General features: G+C 59.9%; 38 protein-coding genes. 37 read left to right on the top strand and 1 reads right to left on the bottom strand.

Annotated elements, in window-relative coordinates:
- Window positions 1–317: 317 nt before the first annotated feature.
- The 35 genes from rpsJ (at window position 318) to glmM (ending at window position 21,023) form a co-directional block, all read left to right on the top strand.
- The gene (gene rpsJ, locus KHW85_RS01760; protein WP_009408775.1) at window positions 318–626 is read left to right on the top strand and encodes a 30S ribosomal protein S10; all 309 of its coding nucleotides are present in this window, start codon (window positions 318–320) and stop codon (window positions 624–626) included.
- 11 nt (window positions 627–637) lie between these two features.
- Window positions 638–1,303, top strand: a complete 666-nt coding sequence (rplC, locus tag KHW85_RS01755) for a 50S ribosomal protein L3 (RefSeq protein ID WP_178706751.1) — start codon at window positions 638–640, stop codon at window positions 1,301–1,303.
- Window positions 1,304–1,305: 2 nt separating this feature from the next.
- Window positions 1,306–1,950: a 50S ribosomal protein L4 gene (gene rplD, locus KHW85_RS01750; RefSeq protein WP_026066606.1), complete on the top strand. Its 645-nt coding sequence runs from the start codon at window positions 1,306–1,308 to the stop codon at window positions 1,948–1,950.
- Window positions 1,947–2,252 (top strand): 50S ribosomal protein L23, encoded by a 306-nt coding sequence (rplW, locus tag KHW85_RS01745; protein WP_009408778.1) that lies wholly within the window; start codon window positions 1,947–1,949, stop codon window positions 2,250–2,252. Before rplD ends, rplW begins: the two co-directional genes overlap by 4 nt.
- 24 nt (window positions 2,253–2,276) lie before the next feature.
- A complete protein-coding gene (gene rplB / locus KHW85_RS01740) occupies window positions 2,277–3,113 on the top strand; it encodes a 50S ribosomal protein L2 (protein WP_009408779.1) in 837 nt (278 codons plus the stop codon).
- A gap of 13 nt (window positions 3,114–3,126) precedes the next feature.
- A complete protein-coding gene (rpsS, locus tag KHW85_RS01735; protein WP_009408780.1) occupies window positions 3,127–3,408 on the top strand; it encodes a 30S ribosomal protein S19 in 282 nt (93 codons plus the stop codon).
- Window positions 3,409–3,443: 35 nt separating this feature from the next.
- Window positions 3,444–3,815, top strand: coding sequence for a 50S ribosomal protein L22 (rplV, locus tag KHW85_RS01730; RefSeq protein WP_009408781.1), 372 nt, complete (start codon window positions 3,444–3,446; stop codon window positions 3,813–3,815).
- A complete protein-coding gene (gene rpsC, locus KHW85_RS01725) occupies window positions 3,816–4,625 on the top strand; it encodes a 30S ribosomal protein S3 (RefSeq protein WP_291458531.1) in 810 nt (269 codons plus the stop codon).
- A gap of 5 nt (window positions 4,626–4,630) precedes the next feature.
- On the top strand, window positions 4,631–5,050 hold the full coding sequence (rplP, locus tag KHW85_RS01720; RefSeq protein WP_009408783.1) for a 50S ribosomal protein L16: 420 nt from the start codon (window positions 4,631–4,633) through the stop codon (window positions 5,048–5,050).
- Window positions 5,050–5,283 (top strand): 50S ribosomal protein L29, encoded by a 234-nt coding sequence (gene rpmC, locus KHW85_RS01715; RefSeq protein ID WP_291458530.1) that lies wholly within the window; start codon window positions 5,050–5,052, stop codon window positions 5,281–5,283. The genes rplP and rpmC overlap by 1 nt, the downstream gene beginning before the upstream one ends.
- A 5-nt stretch (window positions 5,284–5,288) precedes the next feature.
- Window positions 5,289–5,555: a 30S ribosomal protein S17 gene (gene rpsQ / locus KHW85_RS01710; protein WP_009408785.1), complete on the top strand. Its 267-nt coding sequence runs from the start codon at window positions 5,289–5,291 to the stop codon at window positions 5,553–5,555.
- Window positions 5,556–5,650: 95 nt separating this feature from the next.
- Window positions 5,651–6,019, top strand: coding sequence for a 50S ribosomal protein L14 (gene rplN, locus KHW85_RS01705; protein WP_009408786.1), 369 nt, complete (start codon window positions 5,651–5,653; stop codon window positions 6,017–6,019).
- Complete coding sequence (gene rplX, locus KHW85_RS01700; protein WP_009408787.1) at window positions 6,019–6,453, top strand: 50S ribosomal protein L24; 435 nt, start codon at window positions 6,019–6,021, stop codon at window positions 6,451–6,453. Before rplN ends, rplX begins: the two co-directional genes overlap by 1 nt.
- A gap of 2 nt (window positions 6,454–6,455) precedes the next feature.
- On the top strand, window positions 6,456–7,001 hold the full coding sequence (rplE, locus tag KHW85_RS01695; protein ID WP_009408788.1) for a 50S ribosomal protein L5: 546 nt from the start codon (window positions 6,456–6,458) through the stop codon (window positions 6,999–7,001).
- A gap of 2 nt (window positions 7,002–7,003) precedes the next feature.
- Window positions 7,004–7,189 carry a type Z 30S ribosomal protein S14 gene (locus KHW85_RS01690; protein WP_009408789.1) on the top strand — a complete coding sequence of 62 codons (186 nt, stop codon included), beginning with the start codon at window positions 7,004–7,006 and terminating at the stop codon, window positions 7,187–7,189.
- Window positions 7,190–7,251: 62 nt separating this feature from the next.
- Window positions 7,252–7,650 (top strand): 30S ribosomal protein S8, encoded by a 399-nt coding sequence (rpsH, locus tag KHW85_RS01685; protein WP_009408790.1) that lies wholly within the window; start codon window positions 7,252–7,254, stop codon window positions 7,648–7,650.
- 15 nt (window positions 7,651–7,665) lie between these two features.
- Window positions 7,666–8,202, top strand: coding sequence for a 50S ribosomal protein L6 (gene rplF / locus KHW85_RS01680; RefSeq protein WP_291458528.1), 537 nt, complete (start codon window positions 7,666–7,668; stop codon window positions 8,200–8,202).
- Window positions 8,202–8,573 (top strand): 50S ribosomal protein L18, encoded by a 372-nt coding sequence (rplR, locus tag KHW85_RS01675; protein ID WP_291458527.1) that lies wholly within the window; start codon window positions 8,202–8,204, stop codon window positions 8,571–8,573. The genes rplF and rplR overlap by 1 nt, the downstream gene beginning before the upstream one ends.
- Before the next feature lie 29 nt (window positions 8,574–8,602).
- A complete protein-coding gene (gene rpsE / locus KHW85_RS01670; protein WP_291458562.1) occupies window positions 8,603–9,295 on the top strand; it encodes a 30S ribosomal protein S5 in 693 nt (230 codons plus the stop codon).
- Window positions 9,295–9,477 (top strand): 50S ribosomal protein L30, encoded by a 183-nt coding sequence (rpmD, locus tag KHW85_RS01665; RefSeq protein ID WP_009408795.1) that lies wholly within the window; start codon window positions 9,295–9,297, stop codon window positions 9,475–9,477. The genes rpsE and rpmD overlap by 1 nt, the downstream gene beginning before the upstream one ends.
- A gap of 2 nt (window positions 9,478–9,479) precedes the next feature.
- Entirely contained in the window at window positions 9,480–9,959 is a 480-nt protein-coding gene (rplO, locus tag KHW85_RS01660) for a 50S ribosomal protein L15 (protein ID WP_009408796.1), read from the top strand.
- 251 nt (window positions 9,960–10,210) lie between these two features.
- Window positions 10,211–11,503 (top strand): preprotein translocase subunit SecY, encoded by a 1,293-nt coding sequence (secY, locus tag KHW85_RS01655; RefSeq protein ID WP_291458525.1) that lies wholly within the window; start codon window positions 10,211–10,213, stop codon window positions 11,501–11,503.
- Window positions 11,500–12,075 (top strand): adenylate kinase, encoded by a 576-nt coding sequence (locus KHW85_RS01650; protein ID WP_156335120.1) that lies wholly within the window; start codon window positions 11,500–11,502, stop codon window positions 12,073–12,075. Before secY ends, KHW85_RS01650 begins: the two co-directional genes overlap by 4 nt.
- Before the next feature lie 95 nt (window positions 12,076–12,170).
- Window positions 12,171–13,163 carry a methionyl aminopeptidase gene (locus tag KHW85_RS01645; protein ID WP_291458523.1) on the top strand — a complete coding sequence of 331 codons (993 nt, stop codon included), beginning with the start codon at window positions 12,171–12,173 and terminating at the stop codon, window positions 13,161–13,163.
- 208 nt (window positions 13,164–13,371) lie between these two features.
- Window positions 13,372–13,593, top strand: a complete 222-nt coding sequence (infA, locus tag KHW85_RS01640; protein ID WP_009408800.1) for a translation initiation factor IF-1 — start codon at window positions 13,372–13,374, stop codon at window positions 13,591–13,593.
- A gap of 43 nt (window positions 13,594–13,636) precedes the next feature.
- On the top strand, window positions 13,637–13,750 hold the full coding sequence (gene rpmJ / locus KHW85_RS01635; protein WP_003790577.1) for a 50S ribosomal protein L36: 114 nt from the start codon (window positions 13,637–13,639) through the stop codon (window positions 13,748–13,750).
- Between the two features lie 141 nt (window positions 13,751–13,891).
- Window positions 13,892–14,266 (top strand): 30S ribosomal protein S13, encoded by a 375-nt coding sequence (gene rpsM / locus KHW85_RS01630; RefSeq protein WP_009408801.1) that lies wholly within the window; start codon window positions 13,892–13,894, stop codon window positions 14,264–14,266.
- 55 nt (window positions 14,267–14,321) lie between these two features.
- Window positions 14,322–14,729: a 30S ribosomal protein S11 gene (gene rpsK, locus KHW85_RS01625; protein WP_009408802.1), complete on the top strand. Its 408-nt coding sequence runs from the start codon at window positions 14,322–14,324 to the stop codon at window positions 14,727–14,729.
- A gap of 150 nt (window positions 14,730–14,879) precedes the next feature.
- Complete coding sequence (locus KHW85_RS01620) at window positions 14,880–15,878, top strand: DNA-directed RNA polymerase subunit alpha (protein ID WP_291457906.1); 999 nt, start codon at window positions 14,880–14,882, stop codon at window positions 15,876–15,878.
- 41 nt (window positions 15,879–15,919) lie between these two features.
- Complete coding sequence (gene rplQ, locus KHW85_RS01615) at window positions 15,920–16,501, top strand: 50S ribosomal protein L17 (RefSeq protein ID WP_291458521.1); 582 nt, start codon at window positions 15,920–15,922, stop codon at window positions 16,499–16,501.
- A 131-nt stretch (window positions 16,502–16,632) separates the two neighbouring features.
- Window positions 16,633–17,382 carry an ROK family protein gene (locus tag KHW85_RS01610; RefSeq protein WP_291458519.1) on the top strand — a complete coding sequence of 250 codons (750 nt, stop codon included), beginning with the start codon at window positions 16,633–16,635 and terminating at the stop codon, window positions 17,380–17,382.
- Window positions 17,370–18,356: a tRNA pseudouridine(38-40) synthase TruA gene (gene truA / locus KHW85_RS01605; RefSeq protein ID WP_291458518.1), complete on the top strand. Its 987-nt coding sequence runs from the start codon at window positions 17,370–17,372 to the stop codon at window positions 18,354–18,356. Before KHW85_RS01610 ends, truA begins: the two co-directional genes overlap by 13 nt.
- Window positions 18,357–18,581: 225 nt before the next feature.
- Window positions 18,582–19,025: a 50S ribosomal protein L13 gene (gene rplM, locus KHW85_RS01600; RefSeq protein WP_019126481.1), complete on the top strand. Its 444-nt coding sequence runs from the start codon at window positions 18,582–18,584 to the stop codon at window positions 19,023–19,025.
- A 44-nt stretch (window positions 19,026–19,069) separates the two neighbouring features.
- Window positions 19,070–19,561 (top strand): 30S ribosomal protein S9, encoded by a 492-nt coding sequence (gene rpsI, locus KHW85_RS01595; protein WP_009408809.1) that lies wholly within the window; start codon window positions 19,070–19,072, stop codon window positions 19,559–19,561.
- A 112-nt stretch (window positions 19,562–19,673) separates the two neighbouring features.
- Window positions 19,674–21,023 (top strand): phosphoglucosamine mutase, encoded by a 1,350-nt coding sequence (gene glmM / locus KHW85_RS01590; RefSeq protein ID WP_291458516.1) that lies wholly within the window; start codon window positions 19,674–19,676, stop codon window positions 21,021–21,023.
- 146 nt (window positions 21,024–21,169) lie between these two features.
- Here glmM and KHW85_RS01585 read toward each other — a convergent pair whose 3' ends face one another.
- Window positions 21,170–23,407: a sialidase family protein gene (locus KHW85_RS01585; RefSeq protein ID WP_291458514.1), complete on the bottom strand. Its 2,238-nt coding sequence runs from the start codon at window positions 23,405–23,407 to the stop codon at window positions 21,170–21,172.
- A 263-nt stretch (window positions 23,408–23,670) separates the two neighbouring features.
- On the opposite strand from KHW85_RS01585, the gene KHW85_RS01580 reads away from it, so the two are divergent.
- Together KHW85_RS01580 and KHW85_RS01575 are read left to right on the top strand one after the other, a co-directional pair.
- Entirely contained in the window at window positions 23,671–25,146 is a 1,476-nt protein-coding gene (locus KHW85_RS01580; protein ID WP_291458512.1) for an MFS transporter, read from the top strand.
- A 5-nt stretch (window positions 25,147–25,151) separates the two neighbouring features.
- Window positions 25,152–26,054, top strand: coding sequence for a DUF4862 family protein (locus KHW85_RS01575; RefSeq protein WP_291458510.1), 903 nt, complete (start codon window positions 25,152–25,154; stop codon window positions 26,052–26,054).
- Window positions 26,055–26,199 lie beyond the last annotated feature (145 nt).

Below are 26,199 nucleotides of genomic sequence, written 5' to 3'. Positions count from 1 at the left end.
GCCCGAGTGCGGTGTAGTGTAGGTATCCGGTGCGCAACGTACCTCCATTGGAGCAATGCATGCGCACGTCTTCTATGTCAGTGGATTCACACGGGTTTCCTTGGCCTCGAGCTTGAGGAAGCCTGCGTATTTCTGCCAAAATAGAAGGGTTGCCCCGCTAGAGGTGGGGCGGTTAGGCAGTGCAATCACTGCTTAATCGGGCAAAATGCCCAAGATCTTTGGACAAGACGCCGGTCCGCACTGGGCGCTCTCGCTAAGAGCGACACGCCCGGATACGGGTACCGGCGCCGAATCTGTACGAGAAGAGGTAAGACGGCATGGCGGGACAAAAGATCCGCATCCGGCTCAAGTCGTATGACCACGAGGTCATCGACAGCTCCGCGCGCAAGATCGTGGACACCGTGCAGCGAGCAGGTGCCACTGTCGTGGGCCCGGTGCCGCTGCCGACCGAAAAGAACGTGTTTGTCGTGATTCGGTCGCCCCATAAGTACAAGGACAGCCGCGAACAGTTTGAAATGCGTACGCATAAGCGGCTCATCGACATCATCGACCCGACTCCGAAGGCCGTCGATTCGCTCATGCGCCTCGATCTGCCCGCGGACGTCAACATCGAGATCAAGCTCTGAGGACATCTGCAATGACAAAGAATAAGCAGCACGCTGCTGCGCCTGTTAAGGCGCTGCTCGGCCGCAAGCTCGGTATGACCCAGGTGTGGGACGCCGACGGCCGCCTCGTGCCCCTGACTGTCGTGCAGGTTGGCACCAACGTTGTTACTCAGCTCCGTACTGAGGAAACCGACGGATACACCGCTATTCAGCTTGGCTTCGGCGATATCGATGCACGCAAGGTGACCAAGCCCCTGGCTGCTCACTTCGCAAAGGCCGGGGTTGCTCCCCGCCGCCATCTCGCCGAGGTCCGCACCTCCGAGGCCGATAACTTTGAGCTCGGCCAGGAACTGGATGCCTCAATCTTTGAAGCTGGACAGAGCGTCGATGTTTCGGGTAACACCAAGGGCAAGGGATTTGCCGGTGTTATGAAGCGTCACGGTTTCGCTGGCGTGTCCGCATCTCACGGTTCTCACCGTAACCACCGTAAGCCCGGTTCGATCGGTGCTTGCGCAACCCCCGGTCGCATCTTCAAGGGTCAGCGTATGGCTGGCCGTATGGGTGGTGTCCGTCGTACCGTCCAGAACCTGCACGTTCAGGCCGTTGACGTGGAAAAGGGTCTGCTCCTGATTTCGGGTGCGATTCCCGGACCTAAGAACGGCATCGTGCTGGTTCGCTCCGCTGTGAAGGGTGCGTGATCATGTCTGAAATCCGTACCATCGATGTTCTTGACCTGAAGGGTAAGAAGGCCGGCACCGTCGACCTCCCCGCAGAGGTCTTTGACGTTGAGACCAACATCCCGCTGATGCACCAGGTCGTCGTCGCTCAGCTTGCTGCAGGCCGTCAGGGCACGCACGCAACCAAGACGCGCGGCATGGTTTCCGGTGGCGGTAAGAAGCCGTTCCGCCAGAAGGGCACCGGTAACGCTCGTCAGGGCTCCATCCGTGCACCTCACTTCACTGGCGGTGGCATTGTCCACGGTCCTCAGCCTCGCGATTACTCGCAGCGCACCCCCAAGAAGATGAAGGTCGGCGCACTGCGTTCGGCTCTTTCTGACCGTGCACGCAATGGTCGCATTCACGTCGTGACCGCTCTGTTCGAAGGCGAGAAGCCCTCGACCAAGCAGGCACTGGCCGCGGTCCGCGCACTCGTTGCTGACCGTCCGGCACTTGTCGTGCTCGAGCGCGGCGATGAGCTTTCGGCTCTGTCGCTCCGCAACGCTCGCGAGGTTCACGTGCTGTGGGCAGATCAGCTCAACACCTATGACGTCCTCGACAACGAAGATGTCATCTTCACCCAGGGCGCCCTCGAGGCATTCCTCGGCACCAAGGAGGAAACGAAGTGAGCTCGATCGAAGCCGCTAAGAACCCCCGCGATATCATTCTGCGTCCGGTTGTCACCGAAAAGTCCTCGATCCTGATGGATCAGGGCAAGTACACCTTCGAAGTTGATCCTCGTTCGAACAAGACCGAGATCAAGATGGCCGTCGAAGCAATCTTCGGCGTGAAGGTTGCCTCCGTGGCTACGCAGAACCGCAAGGGCAAGGTTTACCGCACTCGCAACGGAATCGGTACGCGCAAGGATGTCAAGCGCGCCATCGTGACCCTGCGTGAAGGCACCATCGACATCTTCGGCGAGCAGGCCTGAGCGTCGGAGAACTAGAGGAAAATCATGGGAATTCGCAAGTACAAGCCCACGACCCCGGGTCGTCGTGGTTCGAGCGTCTCCGACTTCGTCGAGATTACTCGTTCCGAACCCGAAAAGTCGCTGGTGCGTCCGCTGCACAAGACTGGCGGCCGTAACAACAACGGCCGTGTGACTGCTCGCCACCGTGGCGGCGGCCACAAGCGCGCCTACCGCGTGATCGACTTCCGTCGTCACGACAAGGATGGCGTGCCCGCACGGGTCGCTCACATCGAGTACGACCCCAACCGCACCGCTCGTATCGCCCTCCTGCACTACGCAGATGGCGAGAAGCGTTACATCCTGGCACCTGCCAAGCTCAATCAGGGCGACCTTGTCGAGTCCGGCCCCGCGGCCGATATTAAGCCCGGCAATAACCTGCCCCTGCGCAACATCCCCTTGGGTACTGTTGTCCACGCTGTGGAGCTTTACCCCGGTGGCGGCGCAAAGATTGCACGCTCTGCTGGAACCTCGGTTCAGCTCGTCGCAAAGGAAGGCCGCTTCGCTCAGCTGCGTATGCCCTCCGGTGAAATTCGCAACGTCGAAATCACCTGCCGCGCCACCATTGGTGAGGTCGGCAACGCCGAGCAGTCCAACATCAACTGGGGCAAGGCCGGCCGTATGCGCTGGAAGGGCAAGCGCCCGCACGTCCGTGGTGTTGTTATGAACCCGGTTGACCACCCGCACGGTGGTGGTGAAGGCCGTACCTCTGGTGGTCGTCACCCCGTGTCGCCTTGGGGCAAGCCCGAGGGACGCACCCGTCGTCCGAACAAGGCCAGCGACCGCATGATCGTGCGTCGTCGCAAGACCGGCAAGAATCGCTGAGTAGGAGCTGGGAATGCCTCGTAGTTTGAAGAAGGGCCCCTTCGTCGACGATCACCTTATGAAGAAGGTTGACGCCGCGGTCGAATCCGGCTCTAAGAACGTTATCAAGACTTGGTCGCGCCGTTCGGTCATCACCCCGGATTTCCTGGGTCTGACCATTGCCGTGCACGACGGTCGTAAGCACGTGCCCGTTTTCGTCACTGAGTCGATGGTGGGCCACAAGCTCGGAGAGTTCGCTCCCACGCGTACTTTCCGTAGCCACGACAAGGACGATCGCAAGGGACGTCGGCGCTGAGCCGGCCTTGCGTAACGAAGAAAAGGCAGGATTTCATGGAAGCCAAGGCGCAGGCGCGTTTTGTCCGCGTCACGCCCCAGAAGGCACGCCGTGTCGTGAACGAGGTTCGCGGCAAGGCTGCTTTGGAGGCAGCCGACATTCTGCGGTTCGCCCCGCAGGCCGTCGCCACCGATGTCCGCAAGGTGCTCTTGAGCGCAGTCGCTAACGCGAAGGTTAAGGCTGAAGCCGCTAAGGAGACCTTCAATGAGGCGGATCTTTTGATCCTCGAAGCCTACGTTGATGAAGGTCCTACGATGAAGCGCTTCCGCCCCCGCGCTCAGGGCCGTGCAGGACGCATTCTTAAGCGCACCAGCCACATCACCGTTGTGGTTGGCACTAAGGAAGATCAGAAGAAGGGAGACCGGTAAATGGGCCAGAAGGTTAACCCCACCGGGTTCCGCCTGGGAATCACAACTGATCACCGGTCTCGCTGGTTCTCCGATTCGACGACTGCAGGTCAGCGCTACGCTGACTACGTTGCAGAGGACGTCGCAATCCGCAAGAACCTGACTGAGAACCTTGAGCGCGCAGGTATTGCAAAGGTCGATATCGAGCGTACGCGTGACCGCGTTCGCGTTGATCTGCACACCGCTCGCCCCGGTATCGTTATTGGTCGCCGCGGAGCAGAAGCAGATCGTCTTCGTCAGAACCTGGAGAAGCTCACCGGCAAGCAGGTTCAGCTGAACATCCTCGAGGTCAAGAACCCCGATCTGGATGCACAGCTGGTCGCACAGGGAATTGCTGAGCAGCTCGCTGCTCGTGTCTCTTTCCGTCGCGCAATGCGTAAGGGTATTCAGTCCGCACAGCGTGCGGGAGCCAAGGGCATCCGTGTCCAGGTCTCCGGCCGTCTGGGTGGCGCTGAAATGAGCCGTAGCGAGTTCTACCGCGAAGGCCGTGTCCCGCTGCAGACCCTGCGTGCAAACATCGACTTTGGATTCCACGAGGCCCGTACGACCTTTGGTCGCATCGGTGTCAAGGTGTGGATCTACAAGGGCGATATCACCGAGCGTGAGTTTGCCCGCCAGCAGGCTGAGCAGGCCAACCGCGGTGGACGTGGACGCGGCGATCGTCGCAACCCCCGTCGCGGACAGCGTGGCCAGCAGCAGCACGAGAACACTCAGCAGCAGGCAGCTCAGGCTGAAGCACCTGCCGCTACCGAGACCGGAACGGAGGCCTGAGCCCAATGCTCATTCCCCGTCGTACTAAGTGGCGCAAGCAGCACCGCCCGCACCGCACCGGTTTTGCTACCGGCGGCACGGAGCTCGCATTTGGCGATTACGGGATTCAGGCACTCGAGGGTGCCTACGTCACCAACCGTCAGATCGAAGCTGCTCGTATCGCAATGACCCGTCACGTCAAGCGTGGTGGCAAGGTGTGGATCAACATCTTCCCGGATCGCCCGCTGACCAAGAAGCCTGCCGAAACTCGTATGGGTTCCGGTAAGGGCGCCGTCGAGTGGTGGGTTGCTCCCGTTAAGCCGGGACGCATCATGTTCGAGCTGGCCGGTGTGCCCGAGAGCCTTGCTCGCGAGGCAATGCGCCGCGCCCAGCACAAGCTTCCGATGAAGACCCGTTTCGTGGTCCGCGAGGGTGGTGACAACTGATGGCAGATAAGGGTCTGACCACCGCCGATCTCGATGCCATGGACGATGCACAGCTGTCCAAGGAGCTTGAGAAGGCAAAGGCTGAGCTCTTCAACCTCCGCTTCGCGCAGGCAGTTGGCTCCCTTGAAGACAACGGTCATATGAAGACTGTTCGTCGCAATATTGCCCGCATTTACACCATCGCGCGTGAACGGGAGCTCGGCTACCGCACCGCACCTGGCACTGAGGAGTGACAAACATGGCAGAAACCACTGTGCGCAACGAGCGCAAGGTCCGTCGTGGATACGTCACCAGTGACAAGATGGACAAGACCGTTGTCGTCGAGATCGAGGACCGTGTCAAGCACGCCCTCTACGGCAAGGTTATGCGCAAGAGCAAGAAGGTCAAGGTTCACGACGAGCACAACGAGTGCTCCGTTGGCGACCTCGTCCTGATTATGGAGACTCGTCCGCTTTCCGCTACCAAGCGGTGGCGCGTGGTCGAGATTCTCGAAAAGGCGAAGTAATCTTCGCCTAACAGACCGAAATCCGTTCGGCAAGGCTCGGCCCCGGAGGTAACTCCGGGGCAGAGAACCGGCTCGACGACAGGAGTCAGTAGAAAATGATCCAGCAGGAGTCGCGACTGAAGGTCGCCGACAACACAGGTGCCAAGGAAATCCTCACCATCCGTGTTCTCGGCGGATCTGGTCGGCGTTATGCCGGAATCGGCGACGTGATCGTCGCCACCGTCAAGGATGCAATCCCCGGCGGAAATGTTAAGAAGGGGGACGTCGTTAAGGCGGTCGTCGTGCGTACGCGCAAGGAGACCCGTCGCCCCGACGGTTCCTACATCCGTTTCGATGAAAACGCGGCAGTCATTCTGAAGAATGACGGTGAACCCCGCGGTACGCGTATCTTCGGTCCCGTGGGCCGCGAGCTGCGCGAAAAGAAGTTCATGCGAATCGTTTCTCTCGCACCGGAGGTGATCTGATGGCAGCGAAGATTCGTAAAGGTGACTTGGTCGAGGTCGTTCGCGGACGTACCTCGGACGAAAAGGAACTCGCAAAGCGCAACGCACGCCGTGCCGAGCAGGGCCTCGAGCCCCTCAAGCCTGGCGACAAGGGCAAGCAGGGTCGCGTTATCCGCGTATTCCCCGCTCAGGAGAAGGTCCTCGTTGAGGGCATCAACCTGAAGACCCGCCACGTGCGTCAGGGACAGACCCAGGGCCAGGCCGGTGGCATCATCACCGTCGAGGCTCCGATCTCGCTGTCGAAGGTTGCTCTGGTTGATCCTGAGACGAAGCAGCGCGTTCGCGTTGGCTTCCGTGAGGACACCGTTGAGCGTGACGGCCGTACGCGCACCGTTCGCGTTCGCGTCACCCGTGGCGGAGCCCGTCGCGGTATCGAGCAGGGCAAGGAGATCTGATTATGGCCCCGCGTTTGAAGGAAAAGTACAACTCCGAAATTCGCGATGCTCTGCGCGCTGAATTCAAGCACGCAAACCCCATGGAGGTGGGCGGTCTGACCAAGATCGTCGTCAACATGGGTGTCGGCGAGGCTGCCCGTGACTCGAAGGCACTTGAGGGCGCGATCCGCGACCTCACCGCCATCACCGGTCAGAAGCCTCAGACGAGCAAGGCGAAGAAGTCCATCGCACAGTTCAAGCTGCGCGAAGGCCAGGTTATTGGCGCATACGTCACCCTCCGTGGTGACCGCATGTGGGAGTTCCTGGACCGCCTTCTCTCGACTGCGCTCCCGCGCATTCGTGACTTCCGCGGTCTGTCCTCGAAGCAGTTCGATGGACACGGCAACTACACCTTTGGCCTGACGGAGCAGTCCATGTTCCACGAGATCGATCAGGATTCCATCGACCGCGTTCGCGGTATGGACATCACGGTCGTTACCTCGGCCTCCACCGACGAAGAAGGCCGTGCTCTTCTGCGTCACCTCGGCTTCCCGTTTAAGGAGGACTGACCATGGCTAAGACGTCACTGAAGATCAAGGCTGCGCGTAAGCCCAAGTTCGGCGTGCGTGGCTACACCCGGTGCAACCGTTGCGGTCGTCCCCGCTCGGTGTACCGCAAGTTCGGACTGTGCCGTGTGTGCCTGCGTGAGCTCGCCCTTCGTGGCGATCTCCCGGGTGTCACCAAGAGCAGCTGGTAAAACTGACGTCGTAGGTCCCGGTTTTCCGGAGAAACCGCGACGAGGAAGGGGAGAATCCCCAAATGACAATGACTGATCCGATCGCAGACATGCTGACGCGTCTGCGTAACGCGAACCACGCGCGCCACGAGTCGGTTTCCATGCCGTACTCGAAGCTCAAGGCCGCGATCGCGAAGATTCTCGTCGAGGAAGGCTACATCGCCTCTATCGACGTCGAGGATGCCAAGGTCGGCCAGACGCTGGTTCTTACTCTCAAGTACGGCTCGCACCGCGAGGCCGCTATTGAGGGTCTGCAGCGCGTCTCCAAGCCCGGTCTGCGCGTCTACGCCAAGTCCACCAACCTGCCCAAGGTCCGCGGCGGCCTCGGCGTGGCAATTCTGTCCACGTCTTCCGGCCTGCTTACCGACCGTCAGGCAGCCGAGAAGGGTGTGGGTGGGGAAGTCCTCGCCTACATCTGGTGATGAGGAGGCTGAAGAATGTCGCGTATTGGTAAGAATCCGATCGAAATTCCCGCGGGCGTCGATGTCACCATCAATGGTGCAGACGTTACCGTTAAGGGCCCCAAGGGAACACTGAGCCACGTTGTGGCTGAACCTATCAGTGCCGCCATCGACGAAGGCAAGGTCGTTGTGACCCGTCCTTCCGATGATCGTATTGCTCGTTCGCTCCACGGCCTGACCCGCACCCTGATCGCAAACATGATCGAGGGCGTGACGAAGGGCTTCTCGAAGCAGCTTGAAATCGCCGGTACCGGTTACCGTGTCGTTGCAAAGGGCAAGGACCTCGAGTTCTCCCTCGGCTTCTCGCACACCGTGTTCGTTGCGGCGCCCGAAGGCATCGAGTTCTCCGTCGAATCTCAGACGAAGTTCACCGTGTCGGGCATCGACAAGCAGCTCGTTGGAGAGACCGCCGCTCGCATCCGTAAGCTCAAGAAGCCTGAACCCTACAAGGGCAAGGGTATCCACTACGTGGGCGAGACCATCCGTCGCAAGGTTGGAAAGGCTGGTAAGTGATGGCGTACACAGTCAAGGGCAAGGGCAAGTTCGTCGCTCGCAAGCGTCGTCACCTGCGCCTGCGCAAGAAGGTTCAGGGCACCCCTTCGCGTCCGCGTTTGGTTGTCACCCGTTCGAACCGCCACATGGTCGCACAGGTTGTGGACGATACCATCGGTCACACCCTGGTCTCCGCTTCGACCAAGGAAGCAGCACTCGTTGCCGCTGAAGGGACGAAGAAGGACAAGGCCTACCAGGTCGGCACTCTCATTGCAGAGCGCGCAAAGGCCGCAGGCATCACCGCTGTGGTCTTCGACCGCAGTGGCAATAAGTACCACGGCCGCGTTGCGGCAGTCGCAGAAGCCGCCCGTGAGGGCGGACTTGAGCTGTGACTGAGCCTCGAGGAAAGAGAGATCAACTGATGGCTGCATCGCAGCGAGGCAGGAACGGTCAGGAAGGCGCCGAGCGCTCTGGCGACGGCGAACGCCGTGACCGCCGCTCCGGTCGCGAGAACCGCGACACCCGTCGGGGCGAAAGTAAAGATCAGTACATCGAGCGTGTTGTCACCATCAACCGCGTCTCCAAGGTTGTGAAGGGTGGACGTCGTTTCTCCTTCACCGCTCTGGTTGTCGTTGGTGACGGTGAAGGCACCGTCGGTGTCGGCTACGGAAAGGCCAAGGAAGTTCCCCAGGCTATTTCCAAGGGTGTTGAGGAAGCGAAGAAGAACTTCTTCCGCGTCCCGATGATCCGCCGCACCATCACCCACGTCGTTCAGGGCCTCGACGCGGCAGGTGAAGTTCTCCTTCGCCCCGCCGCCCCCGGTACCGGCGTTATCGCCGGCGGCCCCGTCCGTGCAGTCCTCGAGGCTGCAGGCGTCCACGACGTGCTGACGAAGTCGCTCGGTTCTGACAACGCAATCAACATTGTTCACGCAACTGTTGCTGCACTGAAGCTTCTGGAACAGCCTGAAGCAGTCGCAGCTCGCCGCGGTCTTCCGCTCGAGCGCGTTGCTCCCGCTTCCATGCTCCGTGCACGCGCAGAAGGCGAAGCTGAAAAGCGCGCTGCCGCAGAGGCAAGCGAAGCTGATAAGGCTGCTGCGGGGGTGACTGAGTGATGGCAAAGCTGAAGATCACGCAGGTCAAGTCCAGCATCGGCGCCAAGCAGAACATGAAGGACACACTGCGCACCCTCGGGCTGCGCAAGATCGGCCAGAGCGTCGTTCGTGAGGATGCAGAAACCGTTCGCGGTGCCATCCACACCGTTCGTCACCTGGTTACAGTTGAGGAGGTCGACTGACCATGGCGGACTCCACGAAGAACACCGGTGAGGAGCAGGGTCGCGTCGTTCGACTGCACCACCTGCGTCCCGCCGCTGGTGCAAAGACCGCGAAGACCCGCGTCGGTCGCGGTGAAGGTTCAAAGGGTAAGACCGCTGGACGTGGTACCAAGGGCACAAAGGCTCGTTACCAGGTTCCCGCAGGCTTCGAGGGTGGCCAGATGCCCATCCACATGCGCCTTCCCAAGCTGCGCGGCTTCAAGAATCCCTTCCGCGTTGAGTACCAGGTCGTCAACGTCGGTCGTCTGCAGGAGCTCTTCCCCGAAGGTGGAAAGGTGACTGTTGAGGATCTCGTTGCACGTTCCGCAGTGCGCGACGGTTGGGCAGTGAAGGTGCTCGGCACCGGTGAGCTCACCGTTAAGCTCGATATTGAGGTCGACTCCTGGTCGGCTTCGGCAGAAGCGAAGATTACTGCTGCCGGCGGTTCTATCAAGACCCGCTGAGTGGTGATTGCCACGGGGGTGGCTCGGTTTCCGGGCTGCCCCCGTTTCGCTTTCTTGCACGTCGAGGCCGTTTCCCCAGTCGCTGAAGCCCCCCGATTTCAGTGACTCTCTTGTGGGAGAGGGCCTTTACCCATATCACAGTTTCTCAAGTTCTCTACTTTTGATTCACAGTATCTCTGTCATTTCAGGTAGTCTTTTGAGAGTCGTGCGATCTAAATGGTCGCAATTATTTCGTTACGTAGGAGGAAGCCTTGCTCAGTGCGTTCGCGCAGGCATTCCGTACCCAAGATCTTCGACGGAAACTTCTGTTCACGCTATTTATTATGGCGATGTTCCGTCTGGGATCTTTCATTCCAACTCCGGGCGTTGATTCGCAGGCAGTAAACAAGTGTCTCGCTCAACAGAGTGACGCTTCGCTGCTGGACTTGGTGAACCTCTTTTCTGGTGGTGCGCTCCTCCAATTGTCGATCTTTGCGCTGGGTATCATGCCCTACATCACCGCATCGATCATCATTCAGCTTCTGCGCGTCGTGATTCCTCGTTTCGACGATCTGCACAAAGAAGGTCAGACCGGCCAAACGAAGCTCACTCAGTACACGCGATATCTGACAATTTTCTTGGGTGTCCTTCAGTCCACGACCATGATTTCGCTGGCCCGTTCGGGAAATCTTTTCGCAGGATGCTCTGAGAGGGTTATCCCCTCGAATTCAGTGTGGACCTTCCTTCTCATGATGATCGTCATGACCGCCGGTACCGGTGTCATCATGTGGCTCGGCGAATTGATCACCGAACGCGGTATCGGTAACGGTATGTCGCTGTTGATCTTTACTTCTATTACCGCGCGTATGCCTTCCCAGCTTCTCACCATCGGACAAAGTGGTAAGTGGGGAGCAGTCTTCGCGATCATCGGCCTGATGCTTCTCGTCTCGATCGTCGTAGTTTATCTGGAACAGGCTCAACGCCGAATTCCCGTTCAGTACGCAAAGCGCATGATCGGTCGCCGTCAGTATGGCGGCACAACGACTTACATTCCTCTGAAGATCAATATGTCGGGCGTTATCCCCGTTATCTTTGCTTCTTCACTTCTGGCATTCCCCCCGATGCTTGCACAGTTCGGCAGTCAGGACTCCAGGTGGGTCCAGTGGATTAGCGCGAACTTCCACCAGGACGCTTGGCCCTACTTGACCACCTACGCCCTGCTCACACTCTTCTTCACCTTCTTCTACACCGCGATCACCTTCGATCCGGATGAGGTGGCGGATAACATGAAGCGCTACGGCGGCTTCATCCCCGGATACCGCGCAGGCCGTCCGACGGCTGAGTTCCTGCGTTACGTGATGAACCGAATCACCACCGCCGGTGCGCTCTACTTGGTCATCGTCGCGCTCATTCCTTCGTTGGCGATCATTCCGTTGCACATTTCCCAAGGACAGATGCCCTTCGGCGGCACGACCCTTCTGATTATCATCGGTGTCGGCCTACAGACGGTGAAGGAAATCAACACTCAGCTTCAACAGCATCACTACGAAGGATTCTTGCGATGACCGCTATCGTTCTCCTCGGCCCTCCCGGAGCTGGTAAGGGTACTCAGGCCGCGCGTATCGCCGAGCGCCTGAACATTCCCGCTATCTCCACCGGAGAGATCTTCCGCGCCAATATGTCTGAGGGCACGGAATTGGGTAAACGAGCCAAGGAATACATGGAACGCGGTGAGTTCGTTCCCGATTCGGTAACGAACCCCATGGTGAAGGTGCGTCTTTCGGCACCGGATACCGCCAACGGCTTCCTCCTCGACGGCTACCCCCGTACCCTGGAACAGGCACATGTTCTGCGCGACATGCTTGCCGAACTTGGTGTGAGCTTGGATGTCGTCTTGGAGATTCAGGTTGACGAAGATGAGGTCGTGGCTCGCATGCTCAAGCGTGCAACCGAGCAGAACCGCTCGGATGATACTGAGCCCGTGATTCGTCACCGCCTTGAGATCTACCACGAGCTGACTGAGCCCATGGCAACCTACTACGCCGATCAAGACCTACTTCAGGTCGTTGACGGACGCGGTTCGATCGACGAAGTGAGCGAGCGCATCTTCGCGCTTCTCGACGGTCTCAACAAGTAAGCAACACGTACCTTGGCGCTGCTCAGCGCTGATACGGAACCGGGGCGCGGTGGTGAAAGCCATCGCGCCCCGGAGTTTCATCCAAAGGAAGCACAATGTCCCACATTGAATACAAGACCCTTGATCAGATCAAGTGGATGCGAGAAGCCGGGCTGGTTGTTGCAGAAATTCACCGAAGTCTGCGAGAGGCGGCTCGTCCCGGTATAACAACCGGTGAGCTGGACGAGGTAAGCGCAGACGCGATCCGTCGTTGCGGTGCGCGCTCAAACTTCCTCAATTACTACGGCTATCCCGCAACGGTGTGTATTTCCCCCAATGACGTGATCGTTCACGGTATCCCCGGAAAGCGCAAGCTCGCTGTCGGTGACATTGTGACCTTCGACTGCGGGGCATGGCTTGAGCGCAGTGGTCAACAGTGGCACGGAGATGCAGCATTCTCAATGATCGTCGGAGATGAATTCACCTCTGATGAAGAGTTTGCGCGTTCTTGGGTTCGTCGTCACCAAGGACCGGGCGCGGGAAAACGCTGGGGGAGTGCGATCCCTTCAGCTCCTCAGACTGAGGTGGGCGAAACCAAGGCGGCCTCGGCAGGGGAAGTTTCGCAGCAGGGAAGCGTTGCACGCAGGCGCGAGCTCGACCTCGTTACTCGTGAGGCGCTGTGGGCGGCACTCGCCTCGGTTGCTCGTGGAAAGCGCGTGAGCGCAGTTGGCGAGGCCGTCGAGCGCGTCGTTGCCGAGCGTGCGGAGGACCTTGGCTGGGAAGCGGGAATTATCGAGGACTTCACCGGACACGGGATTGGTACCGCGATGCACCAGGACCCGGAAGTCCTGAACTATCGCGTGCGTGGCATGATGCCCAGGCTACGTCCCGGAATGGTTCTGGCTGTTGAACCGATGCTGACCAGCGGGGACATTGAGAATGTCACCGAGAACGATGACTGGACGGTTCGCACCGTTGATGGCTCAGATGCCGCTCAATGGGAGCACACCATCGCAATTTTGGATGATGGTGTCGCAATCTTGAGTGCCATTGACGGGGGAGTAGCAGGGCTTGCGCCTTTCGGCGTCACTCCTGTTTTGCTGGACTGATCCGCTTGCGCGCATGAATATGCCAACGCCTTGCTGGAATTAAGCGTGAGGTGATAGACACCGCATCCAGCTTTCCAAGAAGGGCCAAAATAGCGTAGGCTCGACCCTTGGACGTGTCTTTGGGGGCAGTATGCCTGTTTCCAAGGGCAATCCCGAGCGGCCTGAGGCCGTTCGAATCCGAAAAAGTAGTAGAGGATAGACGGAGGATATGGCGAAGAAGGACGGCGTCATCGAAATCGAAGGCACGGTTATCGAAGCCTTGCCGAATGCGATGTTCCGCGTGGAATTGAGCAATGGACACATCGTGCTTGGCCACATTGCCGGCAAGATGCGTCAGCACTACATTCGCATTCTGCCCGAGGACCGAGTGGTCGTCGAGCTGAGCCCCTACGACCTCTCTCGAGGCCGCATCGTCTACCGCTACAAGTGAACACACCGACACAAGCTACCTGCGGGTAGCGGAGGTACACACCATGAAGGTCAAGCCGAGTGTCAAGAAGATCTGTGACAAGTGCAAGGTGATTCGTCGCCACGGCAACGTCATGGTCATCTGTGACAACCCCAGGCACAAGCAGCGCCAGGGCTGAATCCTCGCTGCGATAACGCCGGAGTAATCCGGCAGCATCATTCCACACGCGCTTGCGCGACCCTCGGTTCGGAGGCCGGGGCCGGGTGGCTCACCCGGGAGGAGTGGTGACGACCTCCGATGAACAATTTGGAGCATAAACATGGCACGTATTGCCGGCGTCGACCTCCCTCGCGAAAAGCGTATGGAGATCGCGCTCACGTACATTTATGGAGTTGGACGCACCCGCGCCAAGGAGACCCTCGAGGCCACCGGCGTGAGCCCCGATCTTCGCGTGAAGGATGCCACCGAGGAAGACCTCGTCAAGCTTCGCGAATACATCGAGAACACCTTTAAGGTGGAAGGCGATCTGCGTCGTGAGGTCCAGGCAGACATCCGTCGCAAGATTGAGATCGGATCCTACCAGGGACTTCGTCACCGTCGTGGCCTGCCGGTCCACGGTCAGCGCACCAAGACCAATGCGCGTACCCGTAAGGGCCCCAAGCGCACCGTTGCAGGTAAGAAGAAGGCCAAGTAAGGCCGCTAAGTCCAGCGTGGACTTTTAACACACGACTTCGAAGGAACTGAAACACATGGCTGCAAAGACCACTCGTTCCGGCGCGGGACGCAAGCCGCGCCGCAGGATTTCAAAGAACGTCACTCACGGACACGCGTACATCAAGTCGACGTTCAACAACACTATCGTTTCCATTACCGACCCTACCGGTGCGGTGATCTCCTGGGCCTCCTCCGGCCAGGTGGGCTTCAAGGGTTCGCGTAAGTCGACCCCCTTCGCTGCTCAGCTTGCTGCCGAGGCCGCCGCGCGTCGCGCACAGGAACACGGCATGAAGAAGGTCGACGTCTTCGTGAAGGGTCCCGGCTCCGGCCGCGAGACCGCGATCCGTTCGCTTCAGGCTGCTGGCCTGGAGGTCGGCTCGATTCAGGACGTGACGCCCCAGGCATTCAACGGCGCTCGTCCCCCGAAGCGTCGTCGCGTCTGAGCCCCGGAGGGTGGAGATCCCACGGAAATCCACCCCCCACGTCTGGGCGGGATCACACAAGAATACGTGGCCTCGTCCTTACCTTTTCCCCGCAATGCGGGACCCCGATCCGGCGTCATATGGCGGGCGCCGGGAAGAAAGGACTAAGACGTGCTCATTGCAGAGCGACCCATCCTGACCGAAGAGAAGGTCAGCGAACTGCGCTCCCGTTTCATCCTGGAGCCCCTTGAGCCCGGTTTCGGCTACACGCTGGGTAACTCCCTGCGCCGAACCCTGCTCTCGTCGATCCCCGGCGCTGCCGTGACCTCCATCCGCATTGATGGTGTGCCTCACGAGTTCCGGACGATCGAGGGCGTGAAGGAAGACGTTGCCGAGATCATCCTGAACATCAAGCAGATCGTTCTCTCCTCCGAGAACGACGAGCCTGTTGTTATGTACCTGCGTAAGGCAGGCCCGGGAGAGGTCGTCGCAGGGGACATCACCCCTCCGGCCGGCGTCGAGATTCACAACCCCGATCTGCATCTGGCGACCCTCAATGAAAAGGGCAAGCTTGAGATCGAGCTGACCGTCGAGCGTGGCCGCGGCTACGTGTCGGCTGCTCAGAACAAGGATCCCCAGGCTGAAATTTCCCGCATCCCGATCGATTCGATCTACTCTCCCGTTGTCAAGGTGACCTACAAGGTTGAGGCAACTCGTGTTGAGCAGCGCACCGACTTCGATCGCCTGATCATTGATGTTGAGACCAAGCCGGCAATCAGCCCGCGTGACGCCGTTGCCTCCGCTGGCAAGACCTTGGTTGAGCTCTTTGGTTTGATGCGTGAACTGAACGAGGAAGCCGAAGGCATCGAAGTTGGTCCCTCGACCACGGACGCCACCCTCGCTGCCGACCTCGCGCTGCCCATTGAGAACCTCGGCCTGCAGTCGCGTTCCTACAACGCACTGCGTCGCCGCGGAATCCTCACTGTTGGCGAGCTTGTGGCTCACTCCGAGGCGGATCTGCTTGACATTCGCAACTTCGGTACGAAGTCGATTGAAGAAATCAAGGAAGCTCTTGCAACCCTTGGGATGACCCTGAAGGATTCTGTGCTGCCCTCCGGCGAGGCTAGCGAATCCGGTTCCATCCACTTCAGCGACGATCAGTCCATCTGACATGCTGCGTCCGATGGACGCATAAATTCCTAGGAGACAAAATGCCCACCCCCAAGAAGGGTGCTCGTCTGGGCGGAAGCCCGGCACACCAGAAGCTGATCCTCAAGAACCTTGCGACTCAGCTCATCGAACACCGCTCGCTCACCACGACCGAGGCCAAGGCTAAGGCCCTGCGCCCCTTCGTTGAGAAGCTCGTGACCAAGGCAAAGCGTGGCGATATGCACGCTCGCCGTACCGTGGCTCGCGTCATCACCGACAAGAACGCCCTGTACACCCTGTTCGACGTCATCGCTCCTGCGCTTGATCCCGAGCGTCAGGGCGGCTACACCCGCCTGACCCGCGTGGGTAACCGCAAGGGCGACAACGCTCCTCTGATGCAGATTGAGTTCTGCATGGAGGCCGTCGAGAAGAAGGCAGTCGTGAAGTCTGCTGAGAAGACCGCCGAAAAGGCCGCTGCAGCCGAGGTTGCAGCAGAGGCTGAGGAAGCTGCAGAGGCCGCTTTCGAGCGCGCCGAAGAGGCTCGCGAAGAGGGCGATCTCACCAAGGCTAACGAGGCTGAGGAAATCGCAGCCGAGGCCGGCGAAGAGGCTGACGCCGCTGAGCAGGTCGAAGAAGAGAAGTGATCTCTTTCGCGTAAGCGACTTGAAAGGGGCCGGTACCACGTGTGGTGCCGGCCCCTTTGTTGTGCCAATCGTCGCCTTCATATTTCTTGCCTTTTCGGGATGAAAGTCATCGGTGGCGCTAGCCTGTACCTATGACTCGCGAGATGACACTGGCAGTGGATTGTGGCGGTGGCGGAATTAAAGCCTCCGTTCTTGATGGGCAGGGGACAATGGTCGCCCCGCCAAAACGGACACCCACGCCCTATCCGCTTCCCCCTGAATTGCTGGTTCAGACGATTGTCGATCTTGCGGCTCAGCTTCCAGACGCTCATCGCGCGACCGTTGGTATGCCAGGAATGATTCGCCATGGGGTTGTGATTGCAACTCCGCACTACATCACGAAGGACGGTCCTCGCTCGCGTGTTCTTCCCGAACTTGTTGAGAAGTGGGATCACTTTGATATGGGGCAGGCGGTTGAGAGTGCTCTTGGAATTCCGACCAAGGTTCTCAATGATGCTGAAGTTGCAGGAGCCGGTGTGATCACCGGACGCGGCCTAGAAATGATCATCACGCTGGGCACGGGACTGGGAAACGCGGTCTTCGATGGTGGGCAGCTTTCTCCGCACGTCGAGGTCTCACAGGGGCCGATTCGTTGGGGCCTTACCTACGATGACTATATCGGCGAGCATGAGCGACTTCGCCTCGGTGACGTCCATTGGTCTCGCCGCGTTCGGCGAGTCGTGGATGGTCTGCGTCCTATGTACATGTGGGATCGTCTGTATCTGGGCGGTGGCAATTCAAAACGAATTGTCCCAACCTACCGTGACCGTCTCGGGGAGGATGTGATCATTGTCCCCAATGATGCTGGCATTATCGGAGGCGTGCGTTCATGGGAGCTCTAAATACTTCCCAGCTACGGATTCGTCTGGATCTTGCCTACGATGGCACTTTCTTCCACGGATGGGCTGCACAAGATGGCCTTCGCACTGTTCAGGGCGTTCTCACCCAAGCGTTTTCAACAATTTTGCGCCGTCCTGTAATCCTGACCGTCGCTGGGCGAACCGATGCCGGAGTCCACGCACGCCATCAGGTCGCCCATTTTGATTGCGCTTCTGACGCCTTCCAGTCGTTGATACGAGAATCCGACCGCCCCGAAAACGAAGATGACCTCAACCAGGCCTGCTGTCGCGCCCTGTTGCGACGAGTGAATTCGCTTCTCGGTCGTGAATACATCGAACATATGGCGACAACAGGTGTCAAAGTGCCCCGGGGGACTGCTGATGCCCGTCTCTCAAAAGTAAGCGTGGTATCAGCTGACTTTGATGCGCGTTTCGCAGCGCTTGAGCGTTCCTATACCTATCGCCTCGTCCCCGAGGGACAACTGCCACTGGCGCGGCGTTGGGATGTCTACGAGGTCCCCCACGCCCTTGACATCGAGGCAATGAACCGATCCGCGCAGCCTCTTCTGGGTGAGCACGAATTCCTTGCCTTCTGCCGCCCGCGCGAGGGGGCGACGACGATTCGTGAACTGCGGGAATTGCGCATTGTTCCCGAGATCGGGGCGACCGGGGTCCTCGAGTGTCATGTGCGCGCTGATGCCTTCTGCCATTCCATGGTTCGCTCTCTTGTTGGCGCTTTAATTGAGGTGGGCAGGGGAGTGCGTGAGGAAAGTTGGCCCGCACAGCTGCTTGAGAAGGCCTCGCGCCAAGAGGCGGCACCGATTGCCCCCGCGCATGGGCTGACCCTGGAATCCGTGAGTTATCCCGACGAGGCCGAGTGGAGCGATCAGGTCCACCGGGCACGCCGTATACGCGGTTTTGCCTTTGACGGAAGTCTTGAAGAATGGGCCATGGGCGGCAACTGCTGCGCTGGTTGATTCAGAAACGATATGAGGAATAAGCCACACTCTGGTCTGCGCTTTGACCCCGCTGCCTTTTGGCGCATAAACTAACAGGTGCTGTGTGTCAGCTGGACCTTCGGTGCCTTCCCACTCGCCGGAGAAGAAATTCGGCTGATGCCTCGCGGAACCGTTTCATAGCGGGCCGGTGCGTCGAACACTCGATGCTAGGCCCCATGACAGAAAGAATTGAAGGTTACGCCCGTGCGCACCTATTCACCTAAGCCGGCGGATGCCGACAAGCAGTGGTACGTCATTGACGCCACTGACGTCGTCCTCGGCCGCCTGGCGGCTCAAGTTGCCGCTATCCTTCGTGGGAAGCACAAGCCGACGTTTGCCCCTCACCTCGATATGGGCGATTACGTCATCATCATCAATGCGGACAAGGTTGCCCTCACCGGTAAGAAGCTTGACCAGAAGATGGCCTACCGCCACTCCGGTCGCCCCGGTGGTCTGAGCGCAACACGCTATCGCGATCTCATGGCTGAGCGTCCTGAACGCGCAGTCGAGAAGGCAGTCCGCGGCATGCTTCCTCACACCAGCCTCGGCCGCGCGCAGTTCAAGAAGCTGCACGTCTACGCCGGAGCTGAGCACCCGCACATCGGCCAGCAGCCGATTCCCTACGAAATCACCCAGGTCGCCCAGTGAGCGCGTCGCGCTTCTGAGCCCAACGAACTGCACTGAGGAGAACTGTGGCTGAGACCACCGAGATTCTTGAGCTGGATGAGGAAGTTGTCCCCAGCTCCTACACCACAGAGACTGAGTCAGCGCCTGCTGGTGCTGGTCAGTCCATCACCGCGCCCGGCGCGGGCCTTGGCCGCCGTAAGGAAGCCGTTGCCCGTGTTCGCCTGGTTCCCGGCAACGGCCAGTGGACCATTAACGGACGCACTCTTGAAGATTACTTCCCGAACAAGCTGCACCAGCAGCTCGTGAAGTCCCCCTTCACTCTGCTTGATATCGACGGTCGCTTCGACGTGATCGCTCGTATCAATGGCGGCGGCATCTCCGGCCAGGCCGGTGCGCTGCGCCTGGGCATTTCGCGTGCACTGAACGAGATCGATCGTGACGCGAACCGTCCCGCACTGAAGAAGGCTGGCTTCCTGACCCGCGATGCCCGCGCTGTTGAGCGTAAGAAGGCAGGCCTCAAGAAGGCACGCAAGGCTTCGCAGTTCTCGAAGCGCTGATCTTCGCCTTTACTTCGACTCGTGGCTCCACCTTTTGGTTGGAGCCACGAGTCATTTTTGTGCAGGCCGGGTAAACTTGGAGAGTTCGATATCGAATTTGGGAGGAACCCCGATGACCAGGTTGTTCGGAACTGACGGCGTACGCGGACTGGCAAATGTTGATTTGACCGCGCCCCTCGCACTGGAACTGGGTGAAGCGGCAGCTCGCCTGACGATTCAGGGACGCCCGGCCTCGGGACACAAACCAAAAGCTATCATCGGTCGCGATACACGAATCTCCGGCGAGTTCCTCGACCACGCGCTGGCGGCAGGTCTTGCAAGTGCCGGAATGGACGTTGTCCGCGTTGGCGTCGTCACCACCCCGACCGTTGCTCACTTGACTGCCTCGTCCTCAGTTGATCTGGGAGTCATGATCTCCGCTTCGCACAACCCCATGCCCGACAACGGCATCAAGTTCTTCGCGCACGGCGGCTACAAGCTCCCTGACCAGGTCGAGGATCAGATCCAAGAGCTCCTCAATACTCCTTGGGATCGTCCCACAGGCGCCGCTGTTGGCGAGGTTGAATACGACGATGACTGGGCAGAAAAGTCCTACATTGAGCACCTTATGACTTCTTTGGGAACAGACCTGCACGGCTTGCGTATTGCTGTTGACTGCGCAAATGGTGGTGCTTCTTTCCTTGCCCCTGAAGCTTTCCGTCAGGCCGGTGCTGACGCTGTCGTGATCAATGCTGCCCCCGATGGTCGGAACATCAATGACAAAGCCGGCTCGACGCACCCCGAACAGCTTCAGGCGCTGACCGTCGCCTCCGAGGCCGATTTTGGTGTGGCTTACGATGGTGACGCGGACCGTTGTCTTGCGGTTGACCGCCACGGAAATCTTGTTGACGGTGACAAGATCATGGGCGCACTGGCTGTCCACATGCGCGATGACGGCCAGCTTGCCAAGGACACGCTGGTTGTTACGGTGATGTCGAACCTCGGATTGATTCTTGCCATGCAAGAGGCCGGTATTAAGACGATTCAGACCGGCGTCGGTGACCGCTACGTCCTCGAAGCCATGCTCGAGGGTGGATACTCTCTGGGCGGCGAACAGTCCGGACACATCATTGCGAAGAAGTACGCAACTACCGGTGATGGCATCCTTTCCTCGCTCCTGCTCGCACGCATGGTGAAGGAATCTGGACGTGATCTTGCAGACCTTACCGGCTTTATCAAGCGCCTCCCACAGACCCTGATCAACGTTGGGGGAGTGGACCGTACTCGCGCAAACACCGATCCAACCGTGGCAGAGGCAGTTGCTGCTGCCGAGGCCGTGCTGGGTAATACCGGACGCGTCCTGCTCCGCCCCTCCGGTACCGAACCCTTGGTTCGCGTCATGGTCGAGGCGGCGACGCAGGCGCAAGCCGATGGCGTAGCCTCGCGCCTGGCTGACGTCGTCAAGGAGAACCTAGCGCTGTGAACGTCTGAGAGACGTACGCACGCAGGGTGGGCACCGGTGGGTCCCGCCCTGCGCCTTGTATATCTTCCCTCGGCGTGCGAGGCCGTCTGCCGTTCTCCTGTGTGGAGAGTGTGGCAGGCGGCCTCGCGTCAAGGTAAGGCGAATTGTCAGATCTTGGCGGCCTCGAGCCACTCTAGCGGGATGCGTGTGAAGTACAGTCCCTGCATCTCGCGCTCCCACAGTAGGCCGAGGGTTCCGTCGGGCAGGATCGTCATGCACTGGTAGACGTAGTGCGCCGGGTTGAAGGTGCGCGACGCGATCCACGTGCGGCCTCCGTCCTCCGACAGGCGAAGGACGCCGCGACCGCGGTAGGGACGCATCTGCGAGGCGTTCGCGAAGACGACGCGCTCGGGGCAGTCCTCCGTCGGCCAGGGAACCGCGTTCGGCTGGCAGAAGATTTCGGTAATCTCCTGCGCAAAGAACACGTCGCTCCAGGTCTCGCCTCCGTCGGTGCTGACGGACGCCGCGACCTTTCCGCTGGGGTGCTGATTACGCATGAGCATCAGGAGCGAACCGTCGGCGCGCTCGATGAGCGTGGCCTCGTGCGTTGCGGCCGCCTCGGTGTCGAGCGTGCGCGAATCGATCTCGCGGCCTTCGAAGATACGCCCGTCGTTGGGGGACTTGCCGCGCTTCCACGTTGCACCACCATCGTCGGAGTAGACAACAGATGCGGAGAAGTGACGTTTGTGGTCCCCGTTGTAGTAGATCGGGATGACGAGGCGCCCGCTGCGCAGCTGCACACCCGTGCCCGGCGAGGTACCGCAGAAGGACATCCATTCTTCCTTCACGTCCTGGTTGAGGTTGAAGGGGCCGGACCAGGTCTCGCCGTCGTCGTCGGAGTAGATCATCTGCAGGAAGCAGGTGCGGGCGGTGAGGAGTGTCTGGTGGGGGTCTTCCCCATCGGCGAGGAAGACGTTGCCCCCGGGGTTTTCCTGGCCGCCCGAGGTGACGGTGACATCGCCGCGCTCGGAGATTCTGAATGGGGCGGTGTTGCCGTCAGCGTCTGTGACGCTTCCATCCTCGTTCCAGGTGTAGGTGGCTCCGTTGGAATCGTGCAGGATGTAGCGGCCCTTCTCGTCAACGCCGAGGCCGGCTTCGGCGTTAGGCTGACCGATCCCGCCGGGGAAGTGGTCGATGAGGACGACGAGGCGTCCGTTTCGGCGATCCTGCACGACGCACGAATCGATGACCGATGCGCCCTTTGCCCCGTGGCCGGGGTAGGTGAGCACCGTCTGGAGGTCTCCCCAGGTATGTCCGCCGTCAAAGGAACGGCGGATCGTGAAGTTGATGGAGTTGGGGGAGTCGTTTGCGATGGTTTCGCGCTGGTCGGCACCGGCAACGACGACCCCGGACTTGAGGGTGATCAGCGAGGGAATCCGGTAGCTGATGGAGTCGTGAAACCCGGCATCAAAGAGGCACTGTGTGTCGAGTGGGGCGACGGAGGAGAGCTTCTTAATCTGTGAATCGTTGAGGACCGAGGAGTAGAGCGCCGCGTTGCGGACCTCGCCGAATAGGCGCGAGCCCGAGGTGTCCTGACCGATGACGACCTCGTCGAGGGAATTGACGGCCGCGAAGAACGCCTGTCCGGGCAAGTGTGCTTCAAGGTAACCGTCCACGTAGATCTGCACCGCGCCGTGACCGACGCGCACGACGACGTCGTGCCAGTGCCCCTGATCCCAGTGGCCGTGTGCGGTGAAAGTGCGCCACTGGCCCCTGCGGCCCAGAACCTTGTATTCGATACCATCCGCTGTGACCGACAGATTGAGCTGCTCGCTGCCGGCGCCGCCGGCTGCGAGGATCGTTCCGTGTTGGCCCGGTCCGCGCACGCGGTAGCGGGCGAAGATTGTGCCGGCGGTCAGCTCAGAGAGTTCGGCGACGTCGTAATCCGACAGGTGGGCGGCGGCGAACTCAATGAGGGGTGTGGGGGCGGGGGAAAGCGCGAGGATCTCTTCTGCGGAGAGGACGGAGTCGTGCGTCGCGAAGGAACGGATCTCGATGCCAGCTCCCGGGGTGAGCTCGAGAGTAGCCTCGGGGCCGCTTCCGGCGGGAGAGAGGTCTGCGCAGGTTGAGAAGCACTGGTAACCGTCGAGGAAGATCTTCGATCCGGCGCTCGTCGCTGTGAGCGCAAGCGAATGCCAGGTGTCGTCTGTGACGGAGGCGGTGTCCTCCAAGTCTAGGGCGAACGTCATTGACGCCGTTGATCCCTCGAGGAAGAGAGCACTGGAACGGATGAACAGGTCCCACCCTGTGTCATCCGCACTGCTGAGCTTGATAAGTGTTCCGTCGATGCGTGCGCGGAACTGTAGAGTCCAGGAGAATCCCGGTTGACTTGCGTCGAAGGTCATGCTTGACATCTTTCTATTAGTTGCTCATTCTGCTTCGCATCGTTACGAAGTGGAGCGTGTGGTCAACCACAAGTATTAAGTTGTCAGACATGTTATCACTGCGATATTTCATTGGCAATACACGGATTGGGTTGGAATTTTGTGTTGACTCTAGAGTGGGTGAGAGCTAGCATTGCAGCAAGTTGTCTGACAACTTACTAATGAGACACATGGACTCAAAGCCCTTCGTTATTCAACGATGAAATTTCAGGAAGGCACTCATCATGAGTACGTCCCCGCTGCAGGCGCTTCCCACAAAGCCCTGGTATCAATACTTGACCAAAGAAGATCGCAAGGCCTTCTTCGCCGCTTGGATCGGCGTTCTGTTGGACGGCTACGACTTCGTCCTCATCTCCTTTGCGCTCCCCGCGATCAGGGAGGCGTTCCACCTGACGCTCGTCCAAAGCGCATCCCTGATTTCAGCCGCCTTCATTAGTCGCTGGATCGGTGGCCTCGTGCTCGGAGCTGTAGGCGACCGCTACGGTCGTAAGCCCGCGATGATCCTATCGATCTTCATGTTCGCTTTCGGATCGATCGCCTGCGCGCTCGCTCCGAACTTCTGGATCCTGTTTGTCCTGCGCCTCATCATCGGCTTCGCGATGGCAGGCGAGTATTCCGCATCTGCTGCGTACGTTATCGAATCGTGGCCCAAGCACATGCGTAACAAGGCCTCGGGCTTCCTGCTTTCTGGCTACGCCTTCGGTGTTATCGCCGCCGCTCAGGTCGACAAGTACTTCGTGACGTGGGTTGATTCAGTGCGCCCTGGCTGGGGCTGGCGAGCCCTGTTCCTGACGGGCATTGTCCCGATCGTCGTCGCCATCTACATGCGGCGCACCCTGCCCGAGGCCGCAGACTGGAGCGAGGCCAAGGAAAAGGGTGGCGACGAAAAGAATGACATGCTCGCCGTGCTCTTTGGTGGGCAGCGCAAGGTCCTCAACTACATCGTCGTTGTAATCGCCTTCGTTGGCCTGCTGCTGATCTTCACCCAGCAGGTGGCTGGTATTGTTGCGGTCAGCTTGATCGGCGTCGTGTGCGCGATCGTTTTCATCTACCTGATCATCCAGTTCGACTCGAATCGTTGGATCATTGGCATCGCGATCATGCTGACGATCTTCGCGTCCTTCATGTACACCTGGCCGATCCAGGGCCTCCTGCCGACTTACCTACACGGTGTTGGTATGGACCAGAAGGTCGTCGCGAACGTCGTGTCCTTCGCCGGCCTCGGCAACGCCGCGGGCTACATTATCGCCGGCTTCGCCGGTGACAAGTTTGGTATGCGTCGTTGGTACGCGATCTCGCTTCTGCTCTCGCAGGTCATTGTCTTCCCGCTGTTCATGCAGGATGGAAAGTATGTTTCTCTTGTGGCGGGCCTACTCTTCTTCCAGCAGATGTTCGGCCAGGGTGTCTCGGGCCTGCTGCCCAAGTGGGTCTCCTCCTACTTCCCGGTCGACAAGCGCGCCGCGGGCCTAGGCTTCTGCTACAACGTCGGTGCCCTCGGTGGCGCGGTCGGCCCCGTTCTCGGTGCCGCAATTGCCGCTCAGATGGGCCTGGGCATGGCGCTGGCAATCCTGTCCTTCGGATTCGCCGCGATCGTCATGGTCTTCATCGGTGCGAATATCCCGCGTCTCCTGCAGAAAGCCGTGGGTCCGGAGTATGTTCGTCCCGAAGATGGAAACGATGAAATCATCAAGGAAGGATGATCGCCATGACACTTCCTTTCGTTATCGGCGCGTACGCGTCGCATCCGGTACAGGAGCTGGAGGCTGACTATTACCGCCTCCTTGCGGATCAGCCGTGGGTGAGCGGCGTCGAGATGCCCTACCCGGGTCAGCTTGCCACCGAAGGCGAGCTCCTGGCCAGCCACCTGGCTGCACACTGGGACTTCAACACGATCACTGCGATCCCCGGCACCATGCAGAACGTGTGGAAGAACGAGAACTTCGGCTTGGCCTCGCCCGACGAGGCCGGACGCGCCGCCGCTCTTGACTTCACCCGCGCGCTGCGTGACGACCTTGCTGCCCTGTGTGAGCGAGCGGGCCGCCAGCTGGTCGCCCGCGTGCAGTTGCACTCGGCGCCCACGCGCCTGGCCCAGGAGGACGCTTTCAAGAGTTCACTCGCTGAGCTGGCCACCTGGGACTGGTGTGGGGCTCGCCTCGTTATTGAGCACTGCGATAAGTTCGTGCCCGAGCAGAACCCCGAGAAGGGCTTCCTGTCCCTCGAATCCGAGATCGGCATCGCCTCCGAGGTTGGCATCGGTATTCACCTCAACTGGGGACGTTCCGCCGTGGAGGGCCGCAGCGCAAACACTGCGTACGAGCACGTACTCGAGGCTGGCAAGCGTGGCGTCCTGGACGGGATCATCTTCTCGGGCGCAGGCCCGGAGGAAACCCAGTACGGATACTCGTGGATCGACGGTCACCTGCCCGCGCAAGCCGATGAGCCGACCTCGCTCATGGATGAGGCCGAGATCGCTCGCTGTGCGCAGGCGGCCATCGAGGGTGGTGCCAAGTACCTCGGCGCGAAGGTCTGCGTCCCCAAGGATGCGTCTCTCGAGCAGCGCCTGGCCATGCTGACCAACATCTACCGGGCCTGCGGCCTCGGCGATTAATAGCGGCGCCTCTGGGTGCGTTCCCGCATTTTGTGAGCGTGTGGGAGGTGTCCGGAGCGAGGTACAAGTGTGAGGGAGGGGCGGATGCCAGGCGGCATCCACCCCTCCCTGTGTTGTATCAAGCACCGCCCGCCCGCTTCTTTTG

Origin of the sequence: Actinomyces sp. oral taxon 181 (genome assembly GCF_018370895.1) — a bacterium.
GTDB lineage: Bacteria > Actinomycetota > Actinomycetes > Actinomycetales > Actinomycetaceae > Pauljensenia.
Note: the sequence above shows the minus strand (reverse complement) of the source record. Positions and strands in the feature narration are given on the sequence as shown.